Origin of the sequence: Saccharolobus solfataricus, from assembly GCF_900079115.1 — an archaeon.
Classification (GTDB): domain Archaea; phylum Thermoproteota; class Thermoprotei_A; order Sulfolobales; family Sulfolobaceae; genus Saccharolobus; species Saccharolobus solfataricus.
On record NZ_LT549890.1, the window covers coordinates 398,106 to 418,518 of the forward strand.

General features: G+C 34.2%; 19 protein-coding genes and 2 pseudogenes. 9 read left to right on the plus strand and 12 right to left on the minus strand.

The window, feature by feature from the left end; all coding sequences use genetic code 11:
• The 6 genes and pseudogenes from SSOP1_RS16060 to SSOP1_RS17355 all read right to left on the minus strand — a co-directional run.
• Positions 1 to 276: pseudogene (locus tag SSOP1_RS16060) on the minus strand (rhomboid family intramembrane serine protease); the annotation flags it as partial.
• Positions 277 to 494: 218 nt separating this feature from the next.
• Positions 495 to 1,460 (minus strand): ISH3-like element ISC1439A family transposase, encoded by a 966-nt coding sequence (locus SSOP1_RS02325; RefSeq protein WP_010923029.1) that lies wholly within the window; start codon positions 1,458 to 1,460, stop codon positions 495 to 497.
• 228 nt (positions 1,461 to 1,688) lie between these two features.
• Positions 1,689 to 2,093 (minus strand): annotated as a pseudogene (locus SSOP1_RS02330) (rhomboid family intramembrane serine protease); the annotation flags it as partial.
• Positions 2,033 to 2,635, minus strand: coding sequence for a site-2 protease family protein (locus tag SSOP1_RS02335; protein WP_012713883.1), 603 nt, complete (start codon positions 2,633 to 2,635; stop codon positions 2,033 to 2,035). The gene SSOP1_RS02335 and the pseudogene SSOP1_RS02330, both read right to left, overlap by 61 nt.
• A gap of 2 nt (positions 2,636 to 2,637) precedes the next feature.
• The gene (locus SSOP1_RS02340; protein ID WP_010922982.1) at positions 2,638 to 3,261 is read right to left on the minus strand and encodes a hypothetical protein; all 624 of its coding nucleotides are present in this window, start codon (positions 3,259 to 3,261) and stop codon (positions 2,638 to 2,640) included.
• 19 nt (positions 3,262 to 3,280) lie between these two features.
• Positions 3,281 to 3,439, minus strand: coding sequence for a hypothetical protein (locus tag SSOP1_RS17355; protein ID WP_012711624.1), 159 nt, complete (start codon positions 3,437 to 3,439; stop codon positions 3,281 to 3,283).
• 27 nt (positions 3,440 to 3,466) lie between these two features.
• Here SSOP1_RS17355 and SSOP1_RS02345 point away from each other — a divergent pair, with 27 nt between their 5' ends.
• Positions 3,467 to 5,980, plus strand: coding sequence for an MMPL family transporter (locus SSOP1_RS02345; RefSeq protein ID WP_010922983.1), 2,514 nt, complete (start codon positions 3,467 to 3,469; stop codon positions 5,978 to 5,980).
• On the opposite strand, the gene SSOP1_RS02350 is transcribed toward SSOP1_RS02345, so the two are convergent.
• On the minus strand, positions 5,952 to 6,872 hold the full coding sequence (locus SSOP1_RS02350) for a thiamine-phosphate synthase family protein (RefSeq protein ID WP_014512759.1): 921 nt from the start codon (positions 6,870 to 6,872) through the stop codon (positions 5,952 to 5,954). The genes SSOP1_RS02345 and SSOP1_RS02350 overlap by 29 nt on opposite strands.
• On the opposite strand from SSOP1_RS02350, the gene SSOP1_RS02355 reads away from it, so the two are divergent.
• Together SSOP1_RS02355 and SSOP1_RS02360 are read left to right on the plus strand one after the other, a co-directional pair.
• Positions 6,832 to 7,590, plus strand: a complete 759-nt coding sequence (locus SSOP1_RS02355; protein WP_010922985.1) for a DNA double-strand break repair nuclease NurA — start codon at positions 6,832 to 6,834, stop codon at positions 7,588 to 7,590. The genes SSOP1_RS02350 and SSOP1_RS02355 overlap by 41 nt on opposite strands.
• Positions 7,571 to 9,319, plus strand: coding sequence for an ATP-binding protein (locus SSOP1_RS02360; RefSeq protein WP_010922986.1), 1,749 nt, complete (start codon positions 7,571 to 7,573; stop codon positions 9,317 to 9,319). Before SSOP1_RS02355 ends, SSOP1_RS02360 begins: the two co-directional genes overlap by 20 nt.
• Here SSOP1_RS02360 and SSOP1_RS02365 read toward each other — a convergent pair.
• Both SSOP1_RS02365 and SSOP1_RS02370 read right to left on the minus strand, forming a co-directional pair.
• Positions 9,314 to 9,583 carry a hypothetical protein gene (locus SSOP1_RS02365; RefSeq protein WP_012711621.1) on the minus strand — a complete coding sequence of 90 codons (270 nt, stop codon included), beginning with the start codon at positions 9,581 to 9,583 and terminating at the stop codon, positions 9,314 to 9,316. The two genes, SSOP1_RS02360 and SSOP1_RS02365, sit on opposite strands and share 6 nt — an antisense overlap.
• Positions 9,584 to 9,598: 15 nt before the next feature.
• Entirely contained in the window at positions 9,599 to 10,504 is a 906-nt protein-coding gene (locus SSOP1_RS02370) for a selenocysteine-specific translation elongation factor (protein ID WP_010922987.1), read from the minus strand.
• A gap of 50 nt (positions 10,505 to 10,554) precedes the next feature.
• Here SSOP1_RS02370 and SSOP1_RS02375 point away from each other — a divergent pair, with 50 nt between their 5' ends.
• Complete coding sequence (locus tag SSOP1_RS02375) at positions 10,555 to 10,836, plus strand: TIGR00304 family membrane protein (protein WP_010922988.1); 282 nt, start codon at positions 10,555 to 10,557, stop codon at positions 10,834 to 10,836.
• On the opposite strand, the gene SSOP1_RS02380 is transcribed toward SSOP1_RS02375, so the two are convergent.
• Positions 10,833 to 11,924: a zinc-binding dehydrogenase gene (locus SSOP1_RS02380; protein WP_048054291.1), complete on the minus strand. Its 1,092-nt coding sequence runs from the start codon at positions 11,922 to 11,924 to the stop codon at positions 10,833 to 10,835. The genes SSOP1_RS02375 and SSOP1_RS02380 overlap by 4 nt on opposite strands.
• Before the next feature lie 79 nt (positions 11,925 to 12,003).
• On the opposite strand from SSOP1_RS02380, the gene SSOP1_RS02385 reads away from it, so the two are divergent.
• Positions 12,004 to 13,338, plus strand: a complete 1,335-nt coding sequence (locus SSOP1_RS02385; RefSeq protein WP_010922990.1) for a DEAD/DEAH box helicase — start codon at positions 12,004 to 12,006, stop codon at positions 13,336 to 13,338.
• Positions 13,325 to 14,782 carry an endonuclease Bax1 gene (bax1, locus tag SSOP1_RS02390; RefSeq protein WP_010922991.1) on the plus strand — a complete coding sequence of 486 codons (1,458 nt, stop codon included), beginning with the start codon at positions 13,325 to 13,327 and terminating at the stop codon, positions 14,780 to 14,782. Before SSOP1_RS02385 ends, bax1 begins: the two co-directional genes overlap by 14 nt.
• Here bax1 and SSOP1_RS02395 read toward each other — a convergent pair.
• A complete protein-coding gene (locus SSOP1_RS02395; protein ID WP_010922992.1) occupies positions 14,769 to 16,394 on the minus strand; it encodes a B12-binding domain-containing radical SAM protein in 1,626 nt (541 codons plus the stop codon). The two genes, bax1 and SSOP1_RS02395, sit on opposite strands and share 14 nt — an antisense overlap.
• Positions 16,395 to 16,521: 127 nt before the next feature.
• Between SSOP1_RS02395 and SSOP1_RS02400 the strand changes: the two genes are divergently transcribed.
• Both SSOP1_RS02400 and SSOP1_RS02405 read left to right on the plus strand, forming a co-directional pair.
• Complete coding sequence (locus tag SSOP1_RS02400) at positions 16,522 to 17,664, plus strand: metallopeptidase TldD-related protein (RefSeq protein ID WP_010922993.1); 1,143 nt, start codon at positions 16,522 to 16,524, stop codon at positions 17,662 to 17,664.
• A 32-nt stretch (positions 17,665 to 17,696) separates the two neighbouring features.
• Positions 17,697 to 18,245 (plus strand): class I SAM-dependent methyltransferase, encoded by a 549-nt coding sequence (locus SSOP1_RS02405; RefSeq protein WP_010922994.1) that lies wholly within the window; start codon positions 17,697 to 17,699, stop codon positions 18,243 to 18,245.
• Here the strand turns inward: SSOP1_RS02405 and SSOP1_RS02410 are convergent.
• Positions 18,229 to 19,650, minus strand: coding sequence for a tRNA uridine(34) 5-carboxymethylaminomethyl modification radical SAM/GNAT enzyme Elp3 (locus SSOP1_RS02410; RefSeq protein WP_010922995.1), 1,422 nt, complete (start codon positions 19,648 to 19,650; stop codon positions 18,229 to 18,231). The genes SSOP1_RS02405 and SSOP1_RS02410 overlap by 17 nt on opposite strands.
• 76 nt (positions 19,651 to 19,726) lie before the next feature.
• Between SSOP1_RS02410 and SSOP1_RS02415 the strand changes: the two genes are divergently transcribed.
• On the plus strand, positions 19,727 to 20,359 hold the full coding sequence (locus SSOP1_RS02415; RefSeq protein WP_010922996.1) for an HAD family hydrolase: 633 nt from the start codon (positions 19,727 to 19,729) through the stop codon (positions 20,357 to 20,359).
• Positions 20,360 to 20,413: the final 54 nt, after the last annotated feature.

Sequence of the window (20,413 nt, forward strand, 5' to 3'; positions counted from 1 at the left end):
TTATTTTATTGTCCTTCCACTCCTTATAAGGTAATAGACAACTGCGTACATAATACCTCCCAAAATACCTCCGATATGAGCAACAACGTTCACATTAGGGAATATTAAATCACTAACTCCAAATACTGATACTAAAAATACAAGACCATAAACCCCTAGATTATCCTTTTTTAAGAAATCGTAAAACGTGTAGTAACTTAATAATCCAAATATTCCCCCAGACGCTCCCGAGCTTAGTGTAAAAGGACTATAGAATATTACAGTTAGTAGATTTCCAGTGGTGTTTCACCAAATTATTTCATTTGAAAGATATAATATTAGTCCTTTCAAAAAGAGATTGATATAGAGAAAAACAATAAAATTATTATGAAACATAACATGTTAAAATAATTTGCAAAAAATATAGCGTACAATTCTAATAATAAGAGGAGAATTCTGAATTTTTCTCACGTGGTGAAAACGACGTGCATAGTCTCCTCTGAACACCGAGAAAGTTAGAGAAGCTTGACGAATGAATCGAAGGACAAAACCTTCTTACACGTGGACTTGAAGTTAAAGAGAAGATGATTCACTAGATTCCACGCAGAATCCAGAACCGTGTAATAGAGGAACAAGAAGATCTTATTACTCAACTTCCTAACATACCTTATCCTTGCCTTCCTAACCTTAAAACCCTCCTCAACTTGCCACCTCAACCTATAGAGTTCAGCCAGTTCATAGGGATCTCCCTCGAAGTTCGTTACGAACATGAAGTGCCTCGGCTTCCCCTTAACGTAAACCACATCGTAATAATAAAGCCCTTCAAATTTCAAGACCCTATACGCAACGTAAACCCTGTCCTTAACCTCGTATCTCTTCTCAACTAATGGAACGTTAGATAGTTCCTTGAATCCCTTCAAGTTCGACTTTCCTCTCACAATGGTCTTCACGGGCATTTCCTTGATGACCCCTAGGTTCAAGAATCCGGCGTCAGCTACAACGTAATCTATTTCCATGTATTGGCTTACTTCCCTCACGCTCCTGAGTAGGAACTGTGATGGACTGTCGCTTCTCAAATCTGCTACCTCCACTAGGAGGGGTAACCTTAAGGGATATACGAGGTCCAAGGATCTCATCTTTACTCCTTTTCTCTTCCAGTTGTAGAGTAGAAAGCCCTCTGCTTTTTCTTGTTCCTTTTCTCCCACGGTTAATCCGGTCTCATCTACAGCGACTACGTTGATCTCTCCCTTTACTTCTCTGTAGATTGGGTAGAACTTGAAGGTTCTCTGACCTTTACTAATTACTTTCTCGCCTCGTCTTACTACCTTCAAGTAGTATTTTCCTCTGTTTCCGGTTAGCAAGGATGGTGCTGCTTTCACTATTTCCGGGTCTAGATCTTGAGAGATAACGTTAATATTGTTTGTTGCTAAAGTTATAGCGAGGGACTTCAGCTCCGTTTTGGGTAATATCATGGTTTGCATAACGGAGTTATGGAGTCCCTCGCTTTAACCTTTTCTTGTTCATCTCGTCCTTCCACCTACTTTCCTCTATTGATAATACTAGACAAATGGTATTACTCTTTATATATAAACTCGTTTTCTGTTAGTTTCTTCAACAAATATGAAAATTTTTTGCTTCTTGTGTTGAAATAAGCCGATTTTTCTAACTCCGCTCTGATATTTTTCTCTTCCATAGAAATTGTATCATTTTGAGTAAAATTGGTGAAACACCACTGGTAGATTTCCTAGAATACCAGCTAGGATAAATATACCATATTCATGTTTTCCCGCTCTACTACCAAAAATTAAATATATAACATATAATGAAATAAAATTAAATATAAAATCAACAAAGCTATTAGTTATAAATATTGATGTGAATAGTTCGTAATAATACCCTTTAATTACTAAGTAGTTTAATTGTTCTAGATAATATAATGAGGTAGAATCTATAAAAGTTGCTAATAAACCTACCATAAAACCCAAAGTAACAAGAAACATTAAGAAAAAAGTTGATATACCTATTATTTTTTTTATTATCACTTTATTCACCATTATAGAAATGTTAGTGCGAATGCAATGATTATCAATACTGCCCACACTATCATGTTCCATCTAAAGATCTTTAATCCGTCTAAAACCCAGAATGGAAGCAAGTTAAAGAATGCTACCCAGAAGTTAAACCTAGCTAATTCAAAGAAAAATAAGCCAACAAGGCTAAAAGGCACTAACGATGCACCAATAAGGCCAACAAATCCTACTATTATGTTAGTTAGAGGTCCAGCTAGAGCTGTTTTTCCCTCAACGTCTCTATTAAGAAATCCACAAGATATTGATGTGTATCCCGAAAAGAAAACTAAGATACCTACGAAGCTACCAATTATATTCAGTATTAACGTTGTCCAAAACCCTGAAAAACTTAAAGTAAATCTAGAGAAACAACCATATCTTCTCGCAGCTTGTCTGTGGCCTATTTCATGTGGTATTATAGCTAATAATGCTACGATATATGGTATGATTATACTACCTATTGGATCTGAAAGTATTGATGTTGGGCGTATATAAGCTACTGCTAAAGATAAGGCAGCAAGTAAAAAGGAAGTGATCTCATTTAGGTTGGCGAATCTCCATTCTAAGTATCTTATATCCCAAGACATACCTATCTTATTAATCTTAACAACTCTGAGGGTATTAAATTATTGCTTACATATCGAATGTTTGTACTATCTATTTTCCATAATAACGCTTTTTTGTCATTACTGATGGTTGCCATGTAAATATTTCCACTTAAGTTTATTATCCCTTCAAATATTATGTCAAATAATCTTTTGAAGGAATTAAAGGTATCAAAGATTACTGATCTATACATAAATGGCATCGTAATTTTTAGACAAATATATCTTTTTGCTAAAATTTCAATTAAGTCCTTAGAGAAATCGTTATAGAGTTCAGGTCTCAATAACGTTATTTGCGCATTTCCTTCAACGTTTATAATTATAACTAACATTTTTCTTGTCTGATTAGTTGTGGATATCCATATCTCAAATATCCTTAGGACGTTCTCACACTCATCACTTATCTTTTTAGCTGGCAAGAAAAAAGAATAAGTTCCATTATTTTGAGTTACAGCATCTATTAGTCCCTCTGCAAAAAGTTTCGATGAGACCCCTATTAAGGACAATTCCTTTTCAAGCGAAGGATTTAATTCTACTACATGCCCATCACTTGTAAGTACCTTTCTCCCTATACCTTGTAGGTAATCTACAGTGACTTCGAATCTCACAAAAATAAAATAGTGTACATTAAACTTTTATATATTTTGCGTATATCTCTGCATTTAATTCCATGTTCTTTGCCAATACTTTTTCGAGTACTTGTTTATCCTCAGCGGATGGATTATAATTCTTTATGATAGATTCGATTTGTTCCAACAGCCTTAATACATCTTGTATACTTTCCATGATTTTACTTTATGCTTAATCTAAAAAATGGTTACCAATGTAAAATTGGTATTTCCACAATACTTTTTACTGTATATAAAGTCTAGGAATAATGTGAAGAATGGCCTTGTATCGTTGGTATTATGGTTATTACTGATTATGATATTATTGCATTTTGCAATTAAAACTCCTAGTTTATTTACGTATTCGGATTCCCCATTCTTGTCAAGCAGCGTACAAAGTGTAAGGGCTGATAAGATAGTAACCAATTACTTTCACATTGGCAACGTTGATAATCTGTATATTATTATCAATTCCTCGTCTTATAACCAAGCTTTACAAGAAATTTATTCTAATTTATATCTCCTTAATAACGCTACGGTGATAACTCCCAACGGTTACGTTAGCATGCTTAAGACAGAGTATCTCAGCTACCTTGGCTTAAATGAGAAGAATTTCTCATCTACGATAAGCCAGTTGTATGAGAATTTGACTCGTTTGAAACTTTATTTAATTTCAAATTTTCAATACTTTGAATATCAGTTAAATATTACATTTGGTCTTCCACTTCATAATTTCACTAGTAACATATGCCCTACCTATAAGGAAAATTTTGATAAAGTTAATGGAAGTTTACTAGAGAAAGCTAGATATGCGGGATACTTAACCTTTAAAGATCCATTTCTTTTCTACTTTGGATTTAATAATTACACTAATTACACTTTGGCATTAAAGTTTTTGATACAGTTTAATAACTACACTAGTCTAATCGAAAGGATACTTAAAACTCAAAACATAACGTCTGTTAATGAAAGCAATGTGATTTTTAATAATATAACTACAGCCTTTAACTCATCCTTTCATAAGGGTACTTTATGGCTTTTCATTATAAATGTTCCTAGCAATGAAAGCCTAACAAATATTAATCAATTTACTGAAAGTCTCAGAAACGCCTATGTAATAGGTCACCTAGCGTATTATGCACAATCCGCATATTATACTCAAAGTAACGTTGAAATTATAGATATAACTACAATTATTCTTGTAATGATATTACTAATACTGTTAGTTAGATCAATTGTTCCAATTCTGATTTTAATATCTAGTGCTGGTACTAGTCTTTTATTAGCTTATGGTCTCATGTACATGGAAACGCTTCTAGGTTATAAGATATATTATATTTCGGGTTTGGTTGCACCTCCAATTGTATTTGGTCTTAACATTGACTATGGCATATTACTCATATATAGATATTTTGAAGAAATTAATAAAAATAATTTAGATGCTCTCCTATATGCGCTTAAAAATTCAATAAAAGGTATACTATTAAGTGGTATTAGTATCACGATTGGGTTCTCCAGTTTTATCCTTTCCCCTTCTGCACTACTTCAAAACATAGGAATAGCGTTAGTGACATCTTCCATTTCAGCATTAATACCAGCAGTTTTCTTTACGTACACGTTATTGCTCTTAATCCCTCAAAGATATCTTAGTTTTCCTAGACGAAAATTACCGAGTATTACGGATATAAGGCAAAGGTACTTATATAAGCTTTCCAACTTTGCAGTAAGGCACAATAAGTTATTAGTAATTCTTATGCTAGTTTCTATCGTTATCTTTATCTTTTATTTTCCTTCTATACACACCAACGTTAATATAGATGAAATATTACCTCCCCATGCAAATTCACTTGTAGGTACAAAGGTTCTTAATCAACTTTACAATTATAGTATAGACTATATTATATTGTATGGAAGCCCTAAGGCTAACTACACTCTCATTTATAATTTAACTAAAACTCTTATAGATCAAGGTAACTTAGTTTATGGACCAATGTCCTTAGGTTCTCAGATCATTGTCAATAATAGCAACTTATATGATCACTTTCATCAAGGAAATTACACCTTGTTGATAATTTACCTAAAGTACCCTGTATTTAGCAATGGCGCTATAAATTTAACAAATTGGCTCATAAGCAAGGGATTCCTAGTTGGAGGGGATAACGCACAAAGAATAGATATCGTTAATAATACCGTTAGTACTTATTTTAGCTATACTTTACCACTTACTATAATTTTAATTGTCATTTACCTCTTCATGATTCTCGGATCTATTCTACTTCCCTTGAGGTTATCCTTAACTGTAGGTCTAAGCTCATTATTGGGAGCATTTACAGTGGCATTAGTATATAACTCGCCATATTGGCTATCCCCACTTGTAATTTTTGCCCTTCTTTTCAGTTTAGGTATAGACTATGATATGTTCATAATCATAAGATTATTTGATGAGATGAAAAACGACGATGACATAAATAGTGCTATAGTAAGATCGGTAGAAAATACTGGATTAGTAGTAACTACTTGTGGTTTGATTTTAGCCGGAGCCTTTTTCTCATTGATGGTGGCAAATATGAGATTCTTACAAGAAATAGGTCTAGGTGTAGGAGTCTCAATACTGTTTGATACTTTTGTAGTTAGGCCTATTCTAGTACCTGCAATTATTTCAATTCTGAAAAAATATAATTTTTGGCCATTTAAGGCGAGAAAATTTCTTTATACTTAACTGATATATTTATAATCTTTTTTACAACATCTAATGGATCTCTGCCAAAAACATAAGTGTTGGCCTCAATACCAGTACCGCCCAAATGTATTACCACATCTGTACCTTCATCAAATACTGCAGCTATTGTTTCGGCTATTCTTTCATTGCCTAGGTCGTTCTGAGGACCTACTTTCTTAAATTTATAGCCAATTTCCTTCAATATCATTTCCACTTTCTCATCATACTTGATATTCATAACTGACCTCACAGCGGGATGATTTTTCATCACTGATAATAGTACCTTAGCTAAATGCTTGCTTCCTCCCCACATTGGTTTAGAAGCAGGTGTTGGTAGGTTTCTAATTTTAGTTATTCTCCCTGGAATTGCAAGCACATCTTCTTCCCTCTTAGCGTTGGCTTTTGCAAAGGCTAAATTGCTTAGAACTTCTGGGATTAATTCCGCTACAGACTCGTTTTGAAGCATTGATAGTGCAAGTTCCATCATTTCCTCTTCATTCTCCTTGTACAAACTTTTACAAATGTCGCAATCAACAGGAATTTCACTATCAATCATTTTGTGGTATTTACAGAATTTTAGCCTACTTAAATTGGAAAGGAAAAACACACTGATATATTGCATTACTTGTTTAGGGTCACCATTTATTAGTAATTGCGTAAGTTTATCTAGAAAATCGTCTATTTCTTCACGTGTTAATCCCAAATTCTGTAATCTTTTAATGTACGAATTTTCGTCTTCATCTAAGTATTGTTTCACTGCTGGTTGGCTAACTCCTAATAGATTAGCAATTCTCGTTTGACTCATATGTAGTTCCCTAAGTCTTTTAGCCTCTAATACCCTAATTGATGTTATGAATATGTCATCAAATATTGATAGTGGTGATTTTAGCACAATAGTAAGATTGAGATCAAACAAAAATTACTTTCTGAATAGAGAGTTAACGTTTGCCGCAATTGATGGAACCTTCTCTGACATTATTTTGGAAGGAGAGAAAGGAGGTTATATAGTAATAGGCATAATCAAAGGCAGAATATTTAAGGATTTTAAATTTACTATAGAAGATATTTCAGTTGATGATGAGCTGTGCATTTGTGAAGCAGAGAAGAGAATGAGAGAACTAGAATACTACAATATAAAGGAAAATGAAGTTGATCTAATATTTTTCGATAGAAAACTGTCATTTGATAAATCTTTAGGTATTTCGGTTCCTAAAAATTCCATTGGAATTGTAAAGGATTTTGATATAGTAAAAAGAGAAAATTTGAACAATGTAGAAAACCCCCCTTGGCTAGTAATTAATGAAAAACATGATGAAACGATTTATGGATATTTTAAACTGTTTCCCTCCTCATGGGTATTCTACATAGAGTCTCAAGTTTTTGTAGAAAATCCGGAAGAATTGCTTTCTCTAATCTATAATCTAGGAAGGGAGCCAATACCAGAAGCTTTAGGGTATAATTATCCATTGTTTTTAGCTGATAAGTTAGTGAAATATTACAGAAATAAATTAAGCAAGTTCATAAATGTCACCAGTTTGCAAAGCAATATTAGATACAGAGAATTTAGAAGTTGGATTGAGAGATTAAGAAATGATGGAAAGTATTTTTGAAGTAGAAGAGGGAAAGCTAAGAGAAGCCAAAATAATAACTAGGCAAACTTCTGATGGCAGGGGTACAATATCTTTTAGAAATTATATAGTAGAATTCCCCTTCTCGCTAAAGGATAAATTAGGTATAGGAAAATTGCTTGCTGTAAATACAATAAAGGAAAATTACTATCTGATTTTAGAAGTTGCAGATATTATTCCGATGCATTATGGTATGATAAATCTGGACTCTACAATACCTAAGGAGATTAGAAATGAAATCATGAAAAAAGTTAGTGAAAGTTGGTATTCGAACGATGAGAAAGAAATATGGATAGATTCAATAACTTATCCTTTGGGATATATTCTCGAAATAAATTCGAACAATATTCAATTTAAAAAAGGATATTTCCCACCTCTATTGGGTTCCTCAGTAAAGATTTTAAATAAAAAGGCGTATGCGTCATTTGTCTGTGCAAATAGTAATGTAAGTTTAGGAAACATTCTACATGAACAACTTTCTTTAGATATAAATTTAGAAAAAGCAATAAAGTATCACCTAGGTATTTTCGCTTTTACGGGCTCGGGTAAATCAAATTTAGCATCCTTGATAGCAAGAAAAGTGTTAGATAACCTACCCGACACTAAAGTTGTAATATTTGACGTATCAATGGAGTACGCAATACTTCTCTTAGATAAGTTGCTTGAAGTTCCATCTAGAGTTATAAGCTTAGATAGAGTTCCCCCTAATCCAGCTGATGCGAGTAGAAAATTTTTAAGAAGTCACGTGATTCCTGACGACATTATAGATATTAGAGATAAGATAAAAAAAAGTGCAGAAATTCTACATCAAAATGGGAAAATGAAACAGTTATACGTTCCACCTGAAGGTTTTACTTACTTAACTTATGCCGATTTAATAGATCTAGTCAAAAAGCAGATAGAAGATAAATATACTGCAATATCGCAGAAACCACTACTCTATACTTTCCTAAGTAAGTTAGATAATTTCATGAGAGAAAGGAAATTGACAGTGGATGATATCATAGATGACTCTATTAATAATTTATTGGATGAAATAGAAAACTTAGGAAAAGATGCGCATTTAAAGGAGAATTCGTCACTGTTTACATTTATATCTGGTATAAGAGCATACATCTCACTCGGCATCAGAGAAACTGAAGATTATGATATAGAAAATTTAGCGATTGAAATTTTGGATTCTTCCAGGGACTCACCTAGATTATTTATTTTAGAACTCCCTAACTTAGAAGAGGGAAGGCAAGTAGTTGCGACTGTAATTAATCAAATTTACAATAGGAGAAAGAGAATGTATTCCGACAATCCTAAAGTACTATTCATAATAGATGAAGCTCAAGAGTTTATACCTTATGATACCAAACAGAAAGATAAAAGTGAAGCCTCAAGCACTGCCATAGAGAAATTGCTTAGACATGGAAGAAAGTATCACTTACATTCACTAATAAGTACTCAAAGACTAGCTTACCTAAACACTAACGCACTGCAGCAGTTACACTCTTACTTCATAAGCACACTTCCTAGGCCGTACGATAGACAATTATTAGCTGAAACTTTTGGAATTAGTGATATGCTCTTAGATAAGACCCTAGAACTGGAACCAGGGCAATGGTTATTAGTAAGCTTTAAGTCGGCTCTCCCTCATGATGTTCCAGTATTCTTTGCCGCTGAGAACAATCTAGATTTATTAAAGGATAGAATAAATAAGCTATGACTGTACTTCTATTTCTTCCAAATTTTGATCAGCAAAGGCCTTGTAAGAGCTCTTAGACATAATTAGAATTGTAAGGTTTATCTCATCAGTATGTTTGTATACCTCATCATAAATTGCATCTATTAGTTTAGACTTTTCTTTGCAATTAGCCGTTCTAACTATGATTAGATAGTATGCACCACTTTCATCTTTAAAAAGGTGAACTTCGCCATCTTTATTTAGTTCCCTTGCCTTCTTATATGCAGTCAGAATAGCGTTTTCCATATAATACTAATTAACTTATAAACTAATATATCCAGCGACTCTTGGTTTTCCCTGTCTGACGTTAACGTTTAAGACAAGTATCCTATTGTCAACAATAGGTATTGGAACAGATGACATAATCTTAGCTTTTTGATTATCGACTTTTATATTAGCTGCAATTCCATGACCCTTAACTATTATGTGATTTTGACCTTGATTTATAGTGGACCATTTGTAATTAGTTATTTGTCCTTCTATTTCCTTTACAACCTTAACATTTGGCTTAACCAAATACAGTAAATCTTCTATTTCCTCTTCTTTTACGTTTTTCAGAGCAAACCCTATTCTAACTCCGGTTGAAACACTCTTTTGATCCTCATCTAAAACTTGAATACTCTTTATTTCAACCTCCTTATTATAAGGTAACGCCACTAATTTCTCATGAACTTCAACATTGGTAAATGAGAATCCAGTAACTACGGTTCCAACACCTTTGACTGTGAATACTCTATCTACATATACTATTCCCTTATCCTCCTCTTCGGTCTCGCTTAAGTCTGGAATATCATTATATAGATCGAATTTAGTAAAGGAGCTTAAAGAGCCTAAAATATTATTTATTTTACCTTGATCTAAGTTGGATATTACTATCTTGTTATGCGTATTTAGAGAATCAATTAAAAGTGCTAGCTCTCCATCCATCCACGTTAAAGTTTCTGGTATATATAATATTGCAGTCGACGAGAGTGATAATGCTTCAGCTAAATCTATAATTTTTTCCGGATACTCTGTAGTCAATAGGATTGATCTAATGTATTCCCCCTTTTTTCTATAATATATTTTTGTCTTGGCGGTTTCATGAAGCTTACCTAGTTTTTCGGCTATCCCAGTTAGTTTATTCTTATCTGACGATAAGACTGTAATTATACTCCCGTAATACATACGCTCACCTTAATATAAAGTTTATAAAGCTTATAACAAAAGATTAACATATGAAGTTAATTGCGGCTGGTCTCACATTAATATTTCTTGGTTTCATCCTACTCTTCCTAGGTGTAGTATTGCAAGTTCAAACTCCCCAGACAACTACTTCATCTTCTCCGCAATTCGCAGGATTAGTGTTATTAGGACCAATTCCAATAGCCTTTGGCAATGTCCCACCATCGGTCTTAAGTAACCTAATTATAGTAGGTGTTGTATTTACCATAATAATGTTAATCATCTATTTAATAATGTTTATAATTGGAAGAAAAACTACCAGAGCTCCATTTTAGTTAGGAATTATTAAACTTCTTATTGCCTCTCCTTGCTCCAATAATTTTACTGCCTCGTTAATTTCTTCTAATCTGAACTTTCCAGTCACTAACGCAGTAGGGTCATATTTTCCCAATTTTACAAGTTCAATAAGTCTAGGCATATCTACTCTAGGCCTCCCTCCATAGTCTCCTATGATTTTAATACCCCCTCTAACTATACTTGCTATCCTAATTGGAATTTCAGCAGTAGTTGGAGGTAATCCCACTAGTACTACCTTTCCTCCTATTCTAACCATATCTAAAGACATTTTCACTGTTTCCGTAGTTCCTGCTACTTCTATTACAACATCCGGCCCTCCTCCAGTAATATTCTTAACAGCTCTAACAACATCAGTCTCTTTAGAGTTAACTACATCACTAGCTCCTAGCTCTAACGCCTTTTCCAATTTCCATTTTCTAGTCCCGACTGCTATTATCCTTCCGGCACCAGCAATCTTTAACATCTGTATCACAGACAATCCTACACCGCCAACTCCAATTACAGCAACTGTTTCACCAGGCTCTATTTTAGCGGAATTTACAGCACCATAAGCAGTTAAACCTGCACAACCCAATACTGCAACCTTTCTTAAATCCAAATCTTCCGGAACTTTAGTTAATGCAGTATAAGGTACCATTGCGTATTCTGCAAATCCTCCTCCTAAAAATGCCCTTATCGGAGTTCCATCCTTAAAGTGTAATCTAGTTGTACCATCTAGTAATGTCCCATTTAGTCTATTTTTCGCAAAGACTTCACATAAATTCTCCTTTCCCGTTATACAATTTTTGCATTTACCGCAGGGATGAATAAATGCTGATATAACCCTATCGCCAGGTTTAAAGTCTGTAACGTTATTTCCTACCTCCTCTATAACACCAGCTATTTCATGTCCCGCAATGACTGGTGGAGGGACTGGAGTTTTTCCTTCAAATACATTTACATCTGAATGACATAAGCCAGTTGCCTCAATTCTAATCTTTGTTTCACCTACCTTAGGTTCATCTATTTGAATATTATCCTCAATAATTAATGGCTCATTATATTTATACAATATTGCTCCTTTCATTAGTATAAGGTACAGTATAATCATATTTAAACATTTCTAAACATCTCCCTTTATAACTGCGAAAACTATTCATTATATCGTGGTACGATTACGATACTTTAAATGTTTATTACTATCCGATTTTTCAGCTCCCGGTTTAAGCTGGAATGATGAGTTTAAGTGCTATATAGGCCAAGCAAACAAGTATCGAGAAGTCCTTTATTACTATAAGAGGTCTCACGTTGAAGTTGAGGATAGCGTCCTAGAGTTATTACCTTTTCCTTTGATTGTAGATCGAATAAAATTAAGGGAATATCAGCAAGAGGCTTTGAATGCATGGTTAAAGAGTAAGCTAGGGATAATAGTGATTCCCACTGGAGGTGGAAAAACTGTAATAGGATTGAAGGCCATAGCTCTGATTAGGCTTGCTACACTAATAATAGTGCCTACAATCGATTTATTACAGCAATGGTATGAAAATATAAGAGAGTTACTTGGAGTTGAGGCGGGGAGGGTAGGGGGAGGATATGATGAACTTAAGGGAATAACCGTAATTACGTATGATTCAGCGTACACTCAGCTAGAGAAAATAGGAAATAAATTTGGATTAGTAATTTTTGATGAAGTTCATCATCTACCTTCAGAAGGATATTCCATAATAGCTCAAGGTTTAGCTGCCCCATATAGATTAGGCTTGACTGCTACGCCAGAAAGAAGTGACGGAAGACACAAACTGTATCCATCACTCGTTGGGCCCTTAGTATATAGGATTACAGTTTCTAACCTAGTCGGAAAATATCTTTCAAGTTTTGAAATTCAACGTATATACGTAAATCTCACTGAAGACGAAGAGAAATTATATAGGCACTATAGAGGAATCCTAAAGAAATTTTTATCTCAACGTAATCTTAAGTTAAAGTCATTGAATGATTTCAATAGGCTACTTAGGCTAGCAGTTAAGGATAAGGAAGCTAGAGAGGCATTATTAGCATGGCATGAAGCTCTCAAGATAGCTGTAAATTCCAAGGCAAAGTTAGAGAAGCTTAAAGACTTGCTCAAGGAGCTAAATGGTGAGAAAATTATAATATTTACTAGAAATACGTCAATGGTATACGAGATATCAAGACTATTCTTAATTCCTGCAGTTACATACAAGACGAATAAGCAAGAAAGGATAGAGATTCTGGAGAAATTTAGATCTGGAAAATACAATGTAATAGTAACTTCTAGTGTCCTCGATGAAGGTATTGACGTTCCAGATGCTTCTATTGGTATAGTTCTAGGAGGTTATGGAACCTCTAGGCAATTCATACAGAGGTTAGGTAGAATCTTAAGGAAGAAAGAGAATAAAAAAGCTAGATTGATAGAAATAATAACTAAAGGTACTAGTGATTATAATTTAAGTAAAAGGCGAAGACAAAATGCTAACCTCTGATCTAGCTAGGTTTAAGATAGAAAATCAGAGGATAATTCCACTATTTGCTACAGATTCTGACATAGATGTAGCAAAGGAAGTCATTGACATGTTTAAAATAGGAGCAAAAGTTGGTGATATTCTAGAAGATTTAAAATATTTATCTAAAATATATGATTATAAACTAGTCAAGGGATTAGGGAAAATTTATCTAAGATATTGTATCGTTGAAAGTGCGACTAAGATCGATTATATAGAATTGCGTAGGCAATTATTTAGTAGGGGTCCAGTATTAGAGGAGAACGATAAGGAGAGAGTATTAAAAGAGGTCGGTGACCTTTTTCACGTTGATCCCATAAAGGCTATGTATGAAGACCTTGACGTTGAAAAGAAAATAGTGGAACTCCCTAAATTTTCTCCAGAAGATCTATTAAAAATATATAATCTTTCCCTTTTGCAAACCATTATTTTCAACGCGTATAAGGTTACAGTTTCCGTTAGTGATGGCTGGAAAGAAATCGCGAGAAGAATAAAAATGCTAGGATTAATGTATTTAGCGTATGAAAATCCGCTTAGAATAGAGATTTTTGGTCCATTGTCCCTAGTAAAGATGACAGAGAAATATGGGAGAAATTTAGCTGCATTAGTACCGTTTTTAGTCTCTAAGAATAAGTGGACTATTATAGCTGATATAGTTTTAGGCAAAAATAAAAGAAGAACCTATAGACTGGAACTCTCGAGCGGCTATTCTAAACTCTTTAAGTATATTAATGATGAAGAGATGGAAAAGAGGTTTGATAGTTCAATTGAGGAAAAGTTTTACGAGGAGTTCAGAAGGGTCATAAGGGATTGGAATATAGTAAGGGAACCAGAACCTATAGTGATAGAAAAAAGGCTTTATTTTCCGGATTTCGTACTTAGTAAAGGTAATATCAAAGTGTATGTAGAGATAATGGGATTTTGGACTAAAGAATATGTAAATTCTAAGATAGAGAAACTGAGAAACTTCAAATATCCGATTTTAGTTCTCTTGAATGAAGAGCTTTCATACGAAAATTACATACCGGATACTTTAAATGTAATAAAATTTAAGAAAAAAATTGATATAGGTAAACTGTATTCAGCTTTAAGAGGCTTTCAAGCAAATGTTAACGAGGATATCGACTTAAGTGATGTTAATGACGATATTATCTTGATTAAGGAGCTGTCTGCCAAATATAATGTTAATGAGAAGATAGTTAGAAGCAAGTTGATGCAAAGACCTGATTATATAGTACTTAAAAATTACGCTATAAAGAAAACGTTTATAGAAGAGCTAAAAAAGGAAGATTTCTCAAATACGCAACTTTCTTCATTAGTTAACAAATATGGAAATTATATAGTTGACATTATAGATTATCTAGGTTATAAAATTGTCTGGAAAAACATTTCCGATGCAATTGTAGAAAAGATCAAAGAGGTTTAAAGGCTAACCTGAATAACCAGTAGATCGCCTTTATCACTCCCGTCGTGTTATTGAGATTGATACTTGCGAAAGTGTACGCATATTTCCCTTGTGTCTCTTTTAGTTGTTTAAATACCCATTCAATGCTGTAGAATATTTTGTCTATCATGTATTGGACAGTCCTTTGAGCGAATTTGTTCTTGATACCTCCAGTGAGAATTGGTATCATCTCTCTCGTTATCTGTAAATCGTATTTCCACGATATGTATAGTACATCCCAATATCTGGTGGGCATTTTTTCTAACACTGGAAATGGATTATTTCTTATATAAGAAACTCCCATAGGTATGACCGGCAATGGGAATATCCAAGCTTTAAGTTTATGATCAATTATGGACTGAACTAAATCAATTGATTGATCAACATCTTCATTTGTCTCCTCTGGATAACCTATTGTCATAGTGTAACAAGGATAGATGTAATTATCGTTCATTATCGCAGTCGCATCAAGTATGACATCTTTCCACTCTCTAGGAGTCCAAGGGAATGGCTTTGCTCTCATGTACTTACTTAGTATCTTCTCACTTCCACTCTCTAGTCCAACCACTGGAGCAGCAGCTCTATCCTCATCATATCTTGCAATCTCAGACATAGCCTTTACTGTTTGTGGACTACTTCTAACAGCTGGGGCAGAGATATGTGGAAACCATATCCCATCTACTCCCATATTCATGGTTTCGGTAAACAACTTTGTAATAGCTTCGTGATTTACCCTCAACTTCTGTGAACCGTACAGTAGGACATCATCAGTTATAAATTCAACCCTCTTTACACCAGCCCTCATGTTAACTTCAACTTCCTTCTTCACAACGTCTAATGGTATCGTTCTAAAGGTTTCAGGGGTTATTGGACAGAATTGACATCCTCTTGGACATCCTCTGGTTATTTGAACTTCCCCTAGTCTTGCAGGGTTTATTATTGGTGGTATTTCATTTACCTTTGGATTCTTGCCATAGACAACTTTAGGGACTTCTTGTCCATCAATTATGGATTTTACAACTCGTGGTAGATCTGCTTCAGCTTCTCCTATGAATATAACATCTGCCCAATCCTTATTCTCCTTGGTTAACTCCCAGCTCCCTGGCCCACCTACTATTACTTTAAAATTATACTTTGACTTAAGCTTCGAGATCTTTTCTCCAAATTCTTCGAAATATTTGGCTGTCCATGTAGGACCACCTCCAAATATCATACTTAACTTAAAGCTAACTGGATTTAGGCCAAAGGGATCATGAACTGTTAATCCCACTACTTTAGTCTTCTGGTTTATTGCTTTCTCTAGTCTGTGCGGAGGTATTACTACAACGCTATCGAATCCCGCATGAACAAGCGTACTTTCTACTTTTCTAAGAGCGTACGGTGCTACTATTGCTCTTCCTTCAGAATCCACTGGGACATCTGGAGTGAAGAATCTATCCATAAAGAATTTGGGTATTAGTCTTGATGGCATGCAAGCTACATAACCTAATACACTTGAACCCCCATAATCTGTAAAAGACCCTTTATCCGCGGTTAATATGATCTCCCATGCCATAATATTATATTTTACTTTCCTACTATAAAAAGTATTCATTATAGGGCGTATAAAAGAGTAATATTTAATTTATGTAAACTTTTTTATTGTATATAGAATTATACTAAAGCTTGGAACTATTACGTCTAATTACTTTTAGCTAGTTAAATGTAAACAATCTTACTATGTGAGAAAGTTAAAAAGGGAGGCATATAAATTAAATAATATTAAGATGTTACAGCAAGATGTTAAATATTCTGAAGAAGTGATAGAGGCTGAATTTTCAGTTGAAGGGTATAGCCTCATCGATTATAAAAGATCTTATACGTTAAGTCGAGCTTTAGTTAATGGTAAATGGATAGTTTATGATGGTAACAGATTAGAGAGTAGTCAAAAAATAAAGGAGTTTGAAATTTGTGAAGACTTTTATCATGAATCAGTGAAGGCGTGGCCGAATAAGGAAAAGTATTCCAGACTCTTCACTAATATTAAATTAAATGAAGATGACCAACTAAAAGTTATAAGCAAGAAAATTTCAAAGTCTATCTTAATTCACGATGTTAAGGAGTGCCGCGAAGAAAAAGTAGTAAACTATGTAGAGTATAACGATTTAAATTTCTCATATGCTGGTAACCCTAAAGATATACCGTCAATTGTAGAATATTTAAGGGCAAGTCAGTCCCAACTTACTTCTCCATCTAGACAAGTCTTAACTGAGAGTGGCAGACTAACTTTCATATTAGATTCTGAAATAGTAGCCTCCATTTTCCATTACGTTCTTAGGAATTTTTTAAATGGTAACTCACCTAAGTTGAAATTAAATGAAAAAATATCAAGTGAAATTACAATTTATGATAATCCATTAAATTCATTCTCCTCATCCTTTTCAGTCTTTGATGATGAGGGAGTAAAAACAAAGAAGAAAGAGATTATTGGAGATGGGATAATTACAAATTATTTAGGAACACTTACTTCAAAGTACGGTGAAGCAGGGAACGCACGAGGTATTTTACCAAAACCAGATTATTTCTCCTTAGAAGTAAAGCAAGGAGACTGGTCTCTTAATGAACTAATTGATGAAAGTAGAGGGGCGTACATTGCCATGGGTGTTAAGAAGTCGGAATTAATACGTAATAGTATTAGAATAACTCCGAGAAGTGTAGTTAAAATAGGCCAAGGACAAATATTCTTTAGGGAGATTGCAATTCCACTTCAAGAACTGGTTACAATTGATGCTGTTACTAGAGAGAATAGAGGGGTATTTATTGACGAGGAACATGGAGGTGTAACTCCATACGTAAGAATGAAGGTAAGAGCGATATTGTACTAAAGCAAGATATAATAAATGCATATGATAATATAGTGTATAGAAGAAAGCCTAATCCTTATGTCAAATTGATAAATGGAGATAAGATTATTGATGTAGGTTGTGGATCTGGTCAAAATTGTGACCAATTTAAGGGAAGACTAGTTATTTGCTTAGATCTTTCACTAAATCAATTAAATCAAGCTCGTAAAAAAGGATGTCAAAATTTAGTACAAGCAGATATGGAATATTTACCATTTAGAGATTCATCAGTTGATTCTCTAGCCTATATAGCGTCTCTTCATCATTTGAGAGATCCATCTCAAGCTTTAGGGGAAGCTCAAAGGGTGCTAAAAGATAAAGGTGAAATACTGGTTACTGTATGGTTAGTACAACTAAAGTTTTTCTTCTTAAGAAGATATATAATCAAGAGAAGTCTCATAAACGGCAAAGAGGTTAGACGTTTCTATAGACTTTATTACCCTTGGGAATTAAAGCGAATAATGGAAAGCAAGGGTTTCGTTACAAAAATCTATAAGTTATATAGAGTAAATAGTTTATTGCCAAATAATTCCCTTTATTACGGTATCAAATCAACTGCTTAGACATATAAGGACCTTCTTTTACATAGCCTCTTTTAGCATAGTATTCTCGAGCACCTATTCCAGATAAAACAGAAATTTTCCGCATATCGAATTCCTCTCTCGCAATCTTTTCAGCTTCGCTTAATAACTTACTTCCATACCCCCTATGTTGGAAACCCAATTCATCCCAGCTTCCTATAGGTACTTCTATCCCGTATACGTGAAGTTCTCTTACTATGGCCGTCTTTCCATCTATCTCTTTTCTATGAGCCTTATTTGATGTTATTCTTAATCGTAAATAACCTATTAAAATCTCTTTTTCATCCTCAAAAGATAGGAAAATTTCAGTACCTTCACTTGCTTCATAAACTTCCTTGTAAAGATGAATTTTAGTATGATCTGGTAATAATCCCCTATGTTGCCACATCATCCCAACTTCCCTAAATCTAATTTCATTAATCTTAATTCCTTTCTCCAAGACCTTTTTCTCTACCAATTCTCTTAAGTTTCCCTTTTTGTTACCATCTAAGATTACATTAGCAGGAATATCTCTTTGTATTCTCATCACTCTAACCCATTTAGGAATATATCTATACATTTCAGATATTAATTCAATTAAAGTCTCCGTACCATAAGGCTTATATAATCCCCTTCTCCATAAATTCGCTAACGGCGCAGTTTCAACTACTAAGGTAGGATATATTTTCAACATATCCGGCCTAAAATTAGGATCAGAAAATATTGTCTTAAATGCCTCCAGATCCTTATCAGGATCTGATTTAGGAAGACCAAGCATTACATGATAGACCACTTTGAACCCTGAATCCTTCAGTATTCTAGTAGATTCTATGGAATCTTTTACGGTATGACCCCTATTGGTGAACTTTAAAATGTCATCGTATACAGTTTGCACTCCTAATTCAACTTTGGTTGCACCTAATCTTAGCATTTGATCTGCGTGCCACTCCTTAGCCCAATCCGGTTTCGTTTCAATCGTCATTCCTACACAACGTACTTCTGCCTTTTCGTTTTTCACTTGTGCATCTTCTAAATATACAAAAGAAGGTTTATCATAACTAGGAAATCTATTCATAGCCTCTAAGGCATAGGTCACAAACCAATCTTGATAATCTATGGGTAATGATAGGAAAGTACCACCCATTATTATTAACTCTACTTTACTTGGAGTATGTCCATTCTCAACATATTGTCTTAATCTTGACTGTACTTGATGGAATGGATCATAATCGTTTTCTATTGCCCTCATTAAAGTGGGTTCTCTACCATAGTAGCTTTGGGGGGTATCCACATCTACTCCTCCGGGACAGAATACACACTTTCCATGCGGACAAGAATGCGGGTGAGTCATTATCGATACTATCGTAACGCCAGAAAGCATTCTAGTTGGTTTCCTTATTACTTGCATTAAACTATACTACTCTTTATTCATATTTAGGACTTACTGTGTTAAAACTTTAATATTTCCAGTAAGGTTATAACTTATGAGAAAAGCAGTAATATTTGACCTAGATGGCACTTTAGCGAATACGGATGAAGTTCACAAATTAGCTTGGGAAATTGCTTTACGAAAACTGGGATATGACGTTAAAGTGGATATTAGATATTTGCTTGGTAGGAAAACGATAGACATAGCAAAGATTTTGATTGGGGAGAGTCATGCGGAAAAATTGGCTTCTGTAAAAACCGAAATTTATAACGAATTAGTGAAAACTTTGGCAAAACCTAAACCTTGCGTAATGGAGCTAATAAATCGTTTGAGAGATGTGGAAATACCTATTGCAGTGGTAACCTCGTCGATGCGTAACTCTGCTGTTCAAGTTTTAAAGGTAATTAATGTAGAACCAGATGTCCTAATTACAGGGGATGATGTTAAACTAGGAAAGCCTAATCCTATGCCGGTAATAGAGGCAATTAAAAGATTAAATGTAGATCCTAATGAAAGCGTAGGAGTAGGAGATACAATCTATGATGTAATGGCATACTATTCAGCTGGAATAAGGGAGATTATAGTGGTAAGGAGTAGTGTTCCTCTAAATGTAGAAGAGGCAAGAAAGTACGATGCAAAGATATTGGATTCATTATGTGAAATATCGGATTGGTTTGAATTATTTTAATACTATCTAACCTCCCACTCGAATGAAAACAAAGTTTTTAATCTCACAATACGA

What these genes read in the sequence shown, in the direction of transcription:
- SSOP1_RS02355 (WP_010922985.1), top strand. Translation starts at nt 6,832, where the DNA reads ATGAATATGTCATCAAATATTGATAGTGGTGATTTTAGCACAATAGTA.
- SSOP1_RS02335 (WP_012713883.1), bottom strand. Translation starts at nt 2,635, where the DNA reads ATGTCTTGGGATATAAGATACTTAGAATGGAGATTCGCCAACCTAAAT.
- SSOP1_RS02380 (WP_048054291.1), bottom strand. Translation starts at nt 11,924, where the DNA reads ATGAAAGGAGCAATATTGTATAAATATAATGAGCCATTAATTATTGAG.
- SSOP1_RS02365 (WP_012711621.1), bottom strand. Translation starts at nt 9,583, where the DNA reads ATGGAAAACGCTATTCTGACTGCATATAAGAAGGCAAGGGAACTAAAT.
- SSOP1_RS17355 (WP_012711624.1), bottom strand. Translation starts at nt 3,439, where the DNA reads ATGGAAAGTATACAAGATGTATTAAGGCTGTTGGAACAAATCGAATCT.
- SSOP1_RS02370 (WP_010922987.1), bottom strand. Translation starts at nt 10,504, where the DNA reads ATGTATTACGGGAGTATAATTACAGTCTTATCGTCAGATAAGAATAAA.
- SSOP1_RS02375 (WP_010922988.1), top strand. Translation starts at nt 10,555, where the DNA reads ATGAAGTTAATTGCGGCTGGTCTCACATTAATATTTCTTGGTTTCATC.
- bax1 (WP_010922991.1), top strand. Translation starts at nt 13,325, where the DNA reads ATGCTAACCTCTGATCTAGCTAGGTTTAAGATAGAAAATCAGAGGATA.
- SSOP1_RS02345 (WP_010922983.1), top strand. Translation starts at nt 3,467, where the DNA reads ATGGTTACCAATGTAAAATTGGTATTTCCACAATACTTTTTACTGTAT.
- SSOP1_RS02410 (WP_010922995.1), bottom strand. Translation starts at nt 19,650, where the DNA reads ATGCAAGTAATAAGGAAACCAACTAGAATGCTTTCTGGCGTTACGATA.
- SSOP1_RS02415 (WP_010922996.1), top strand. Translation starts at nt 19,727, where the DNA reads ATGAGAAAAGCAGTAATATTTGACCTAGATGGCACTTTAGCGAATACG.
- SSOP1_RS02325 (WP_010923029.1), bottom strand. Translation starts at nt 1,460, where the DNA reads ATGCAAACCATGATATTACCCAAAACGGAGCTGAAGTCCCTCGCTATA.
- SSOP1_RS02360 (WP_010922986.1), top strand. Translation starts at nt 7,571, where the DNA reads ATGATGGAAAGTATTTTTGAAGTAGAAGAGGGAAAGCTAAGAGAAGCC.
- SSOP1_RS02395 (WP_010922992.1), bottom strand. Translation starts at nt 16,394, where the DNA reads ATGAATACTTTTTATAGTAGGAAAGTAAAATATAATATTATGGCATGG.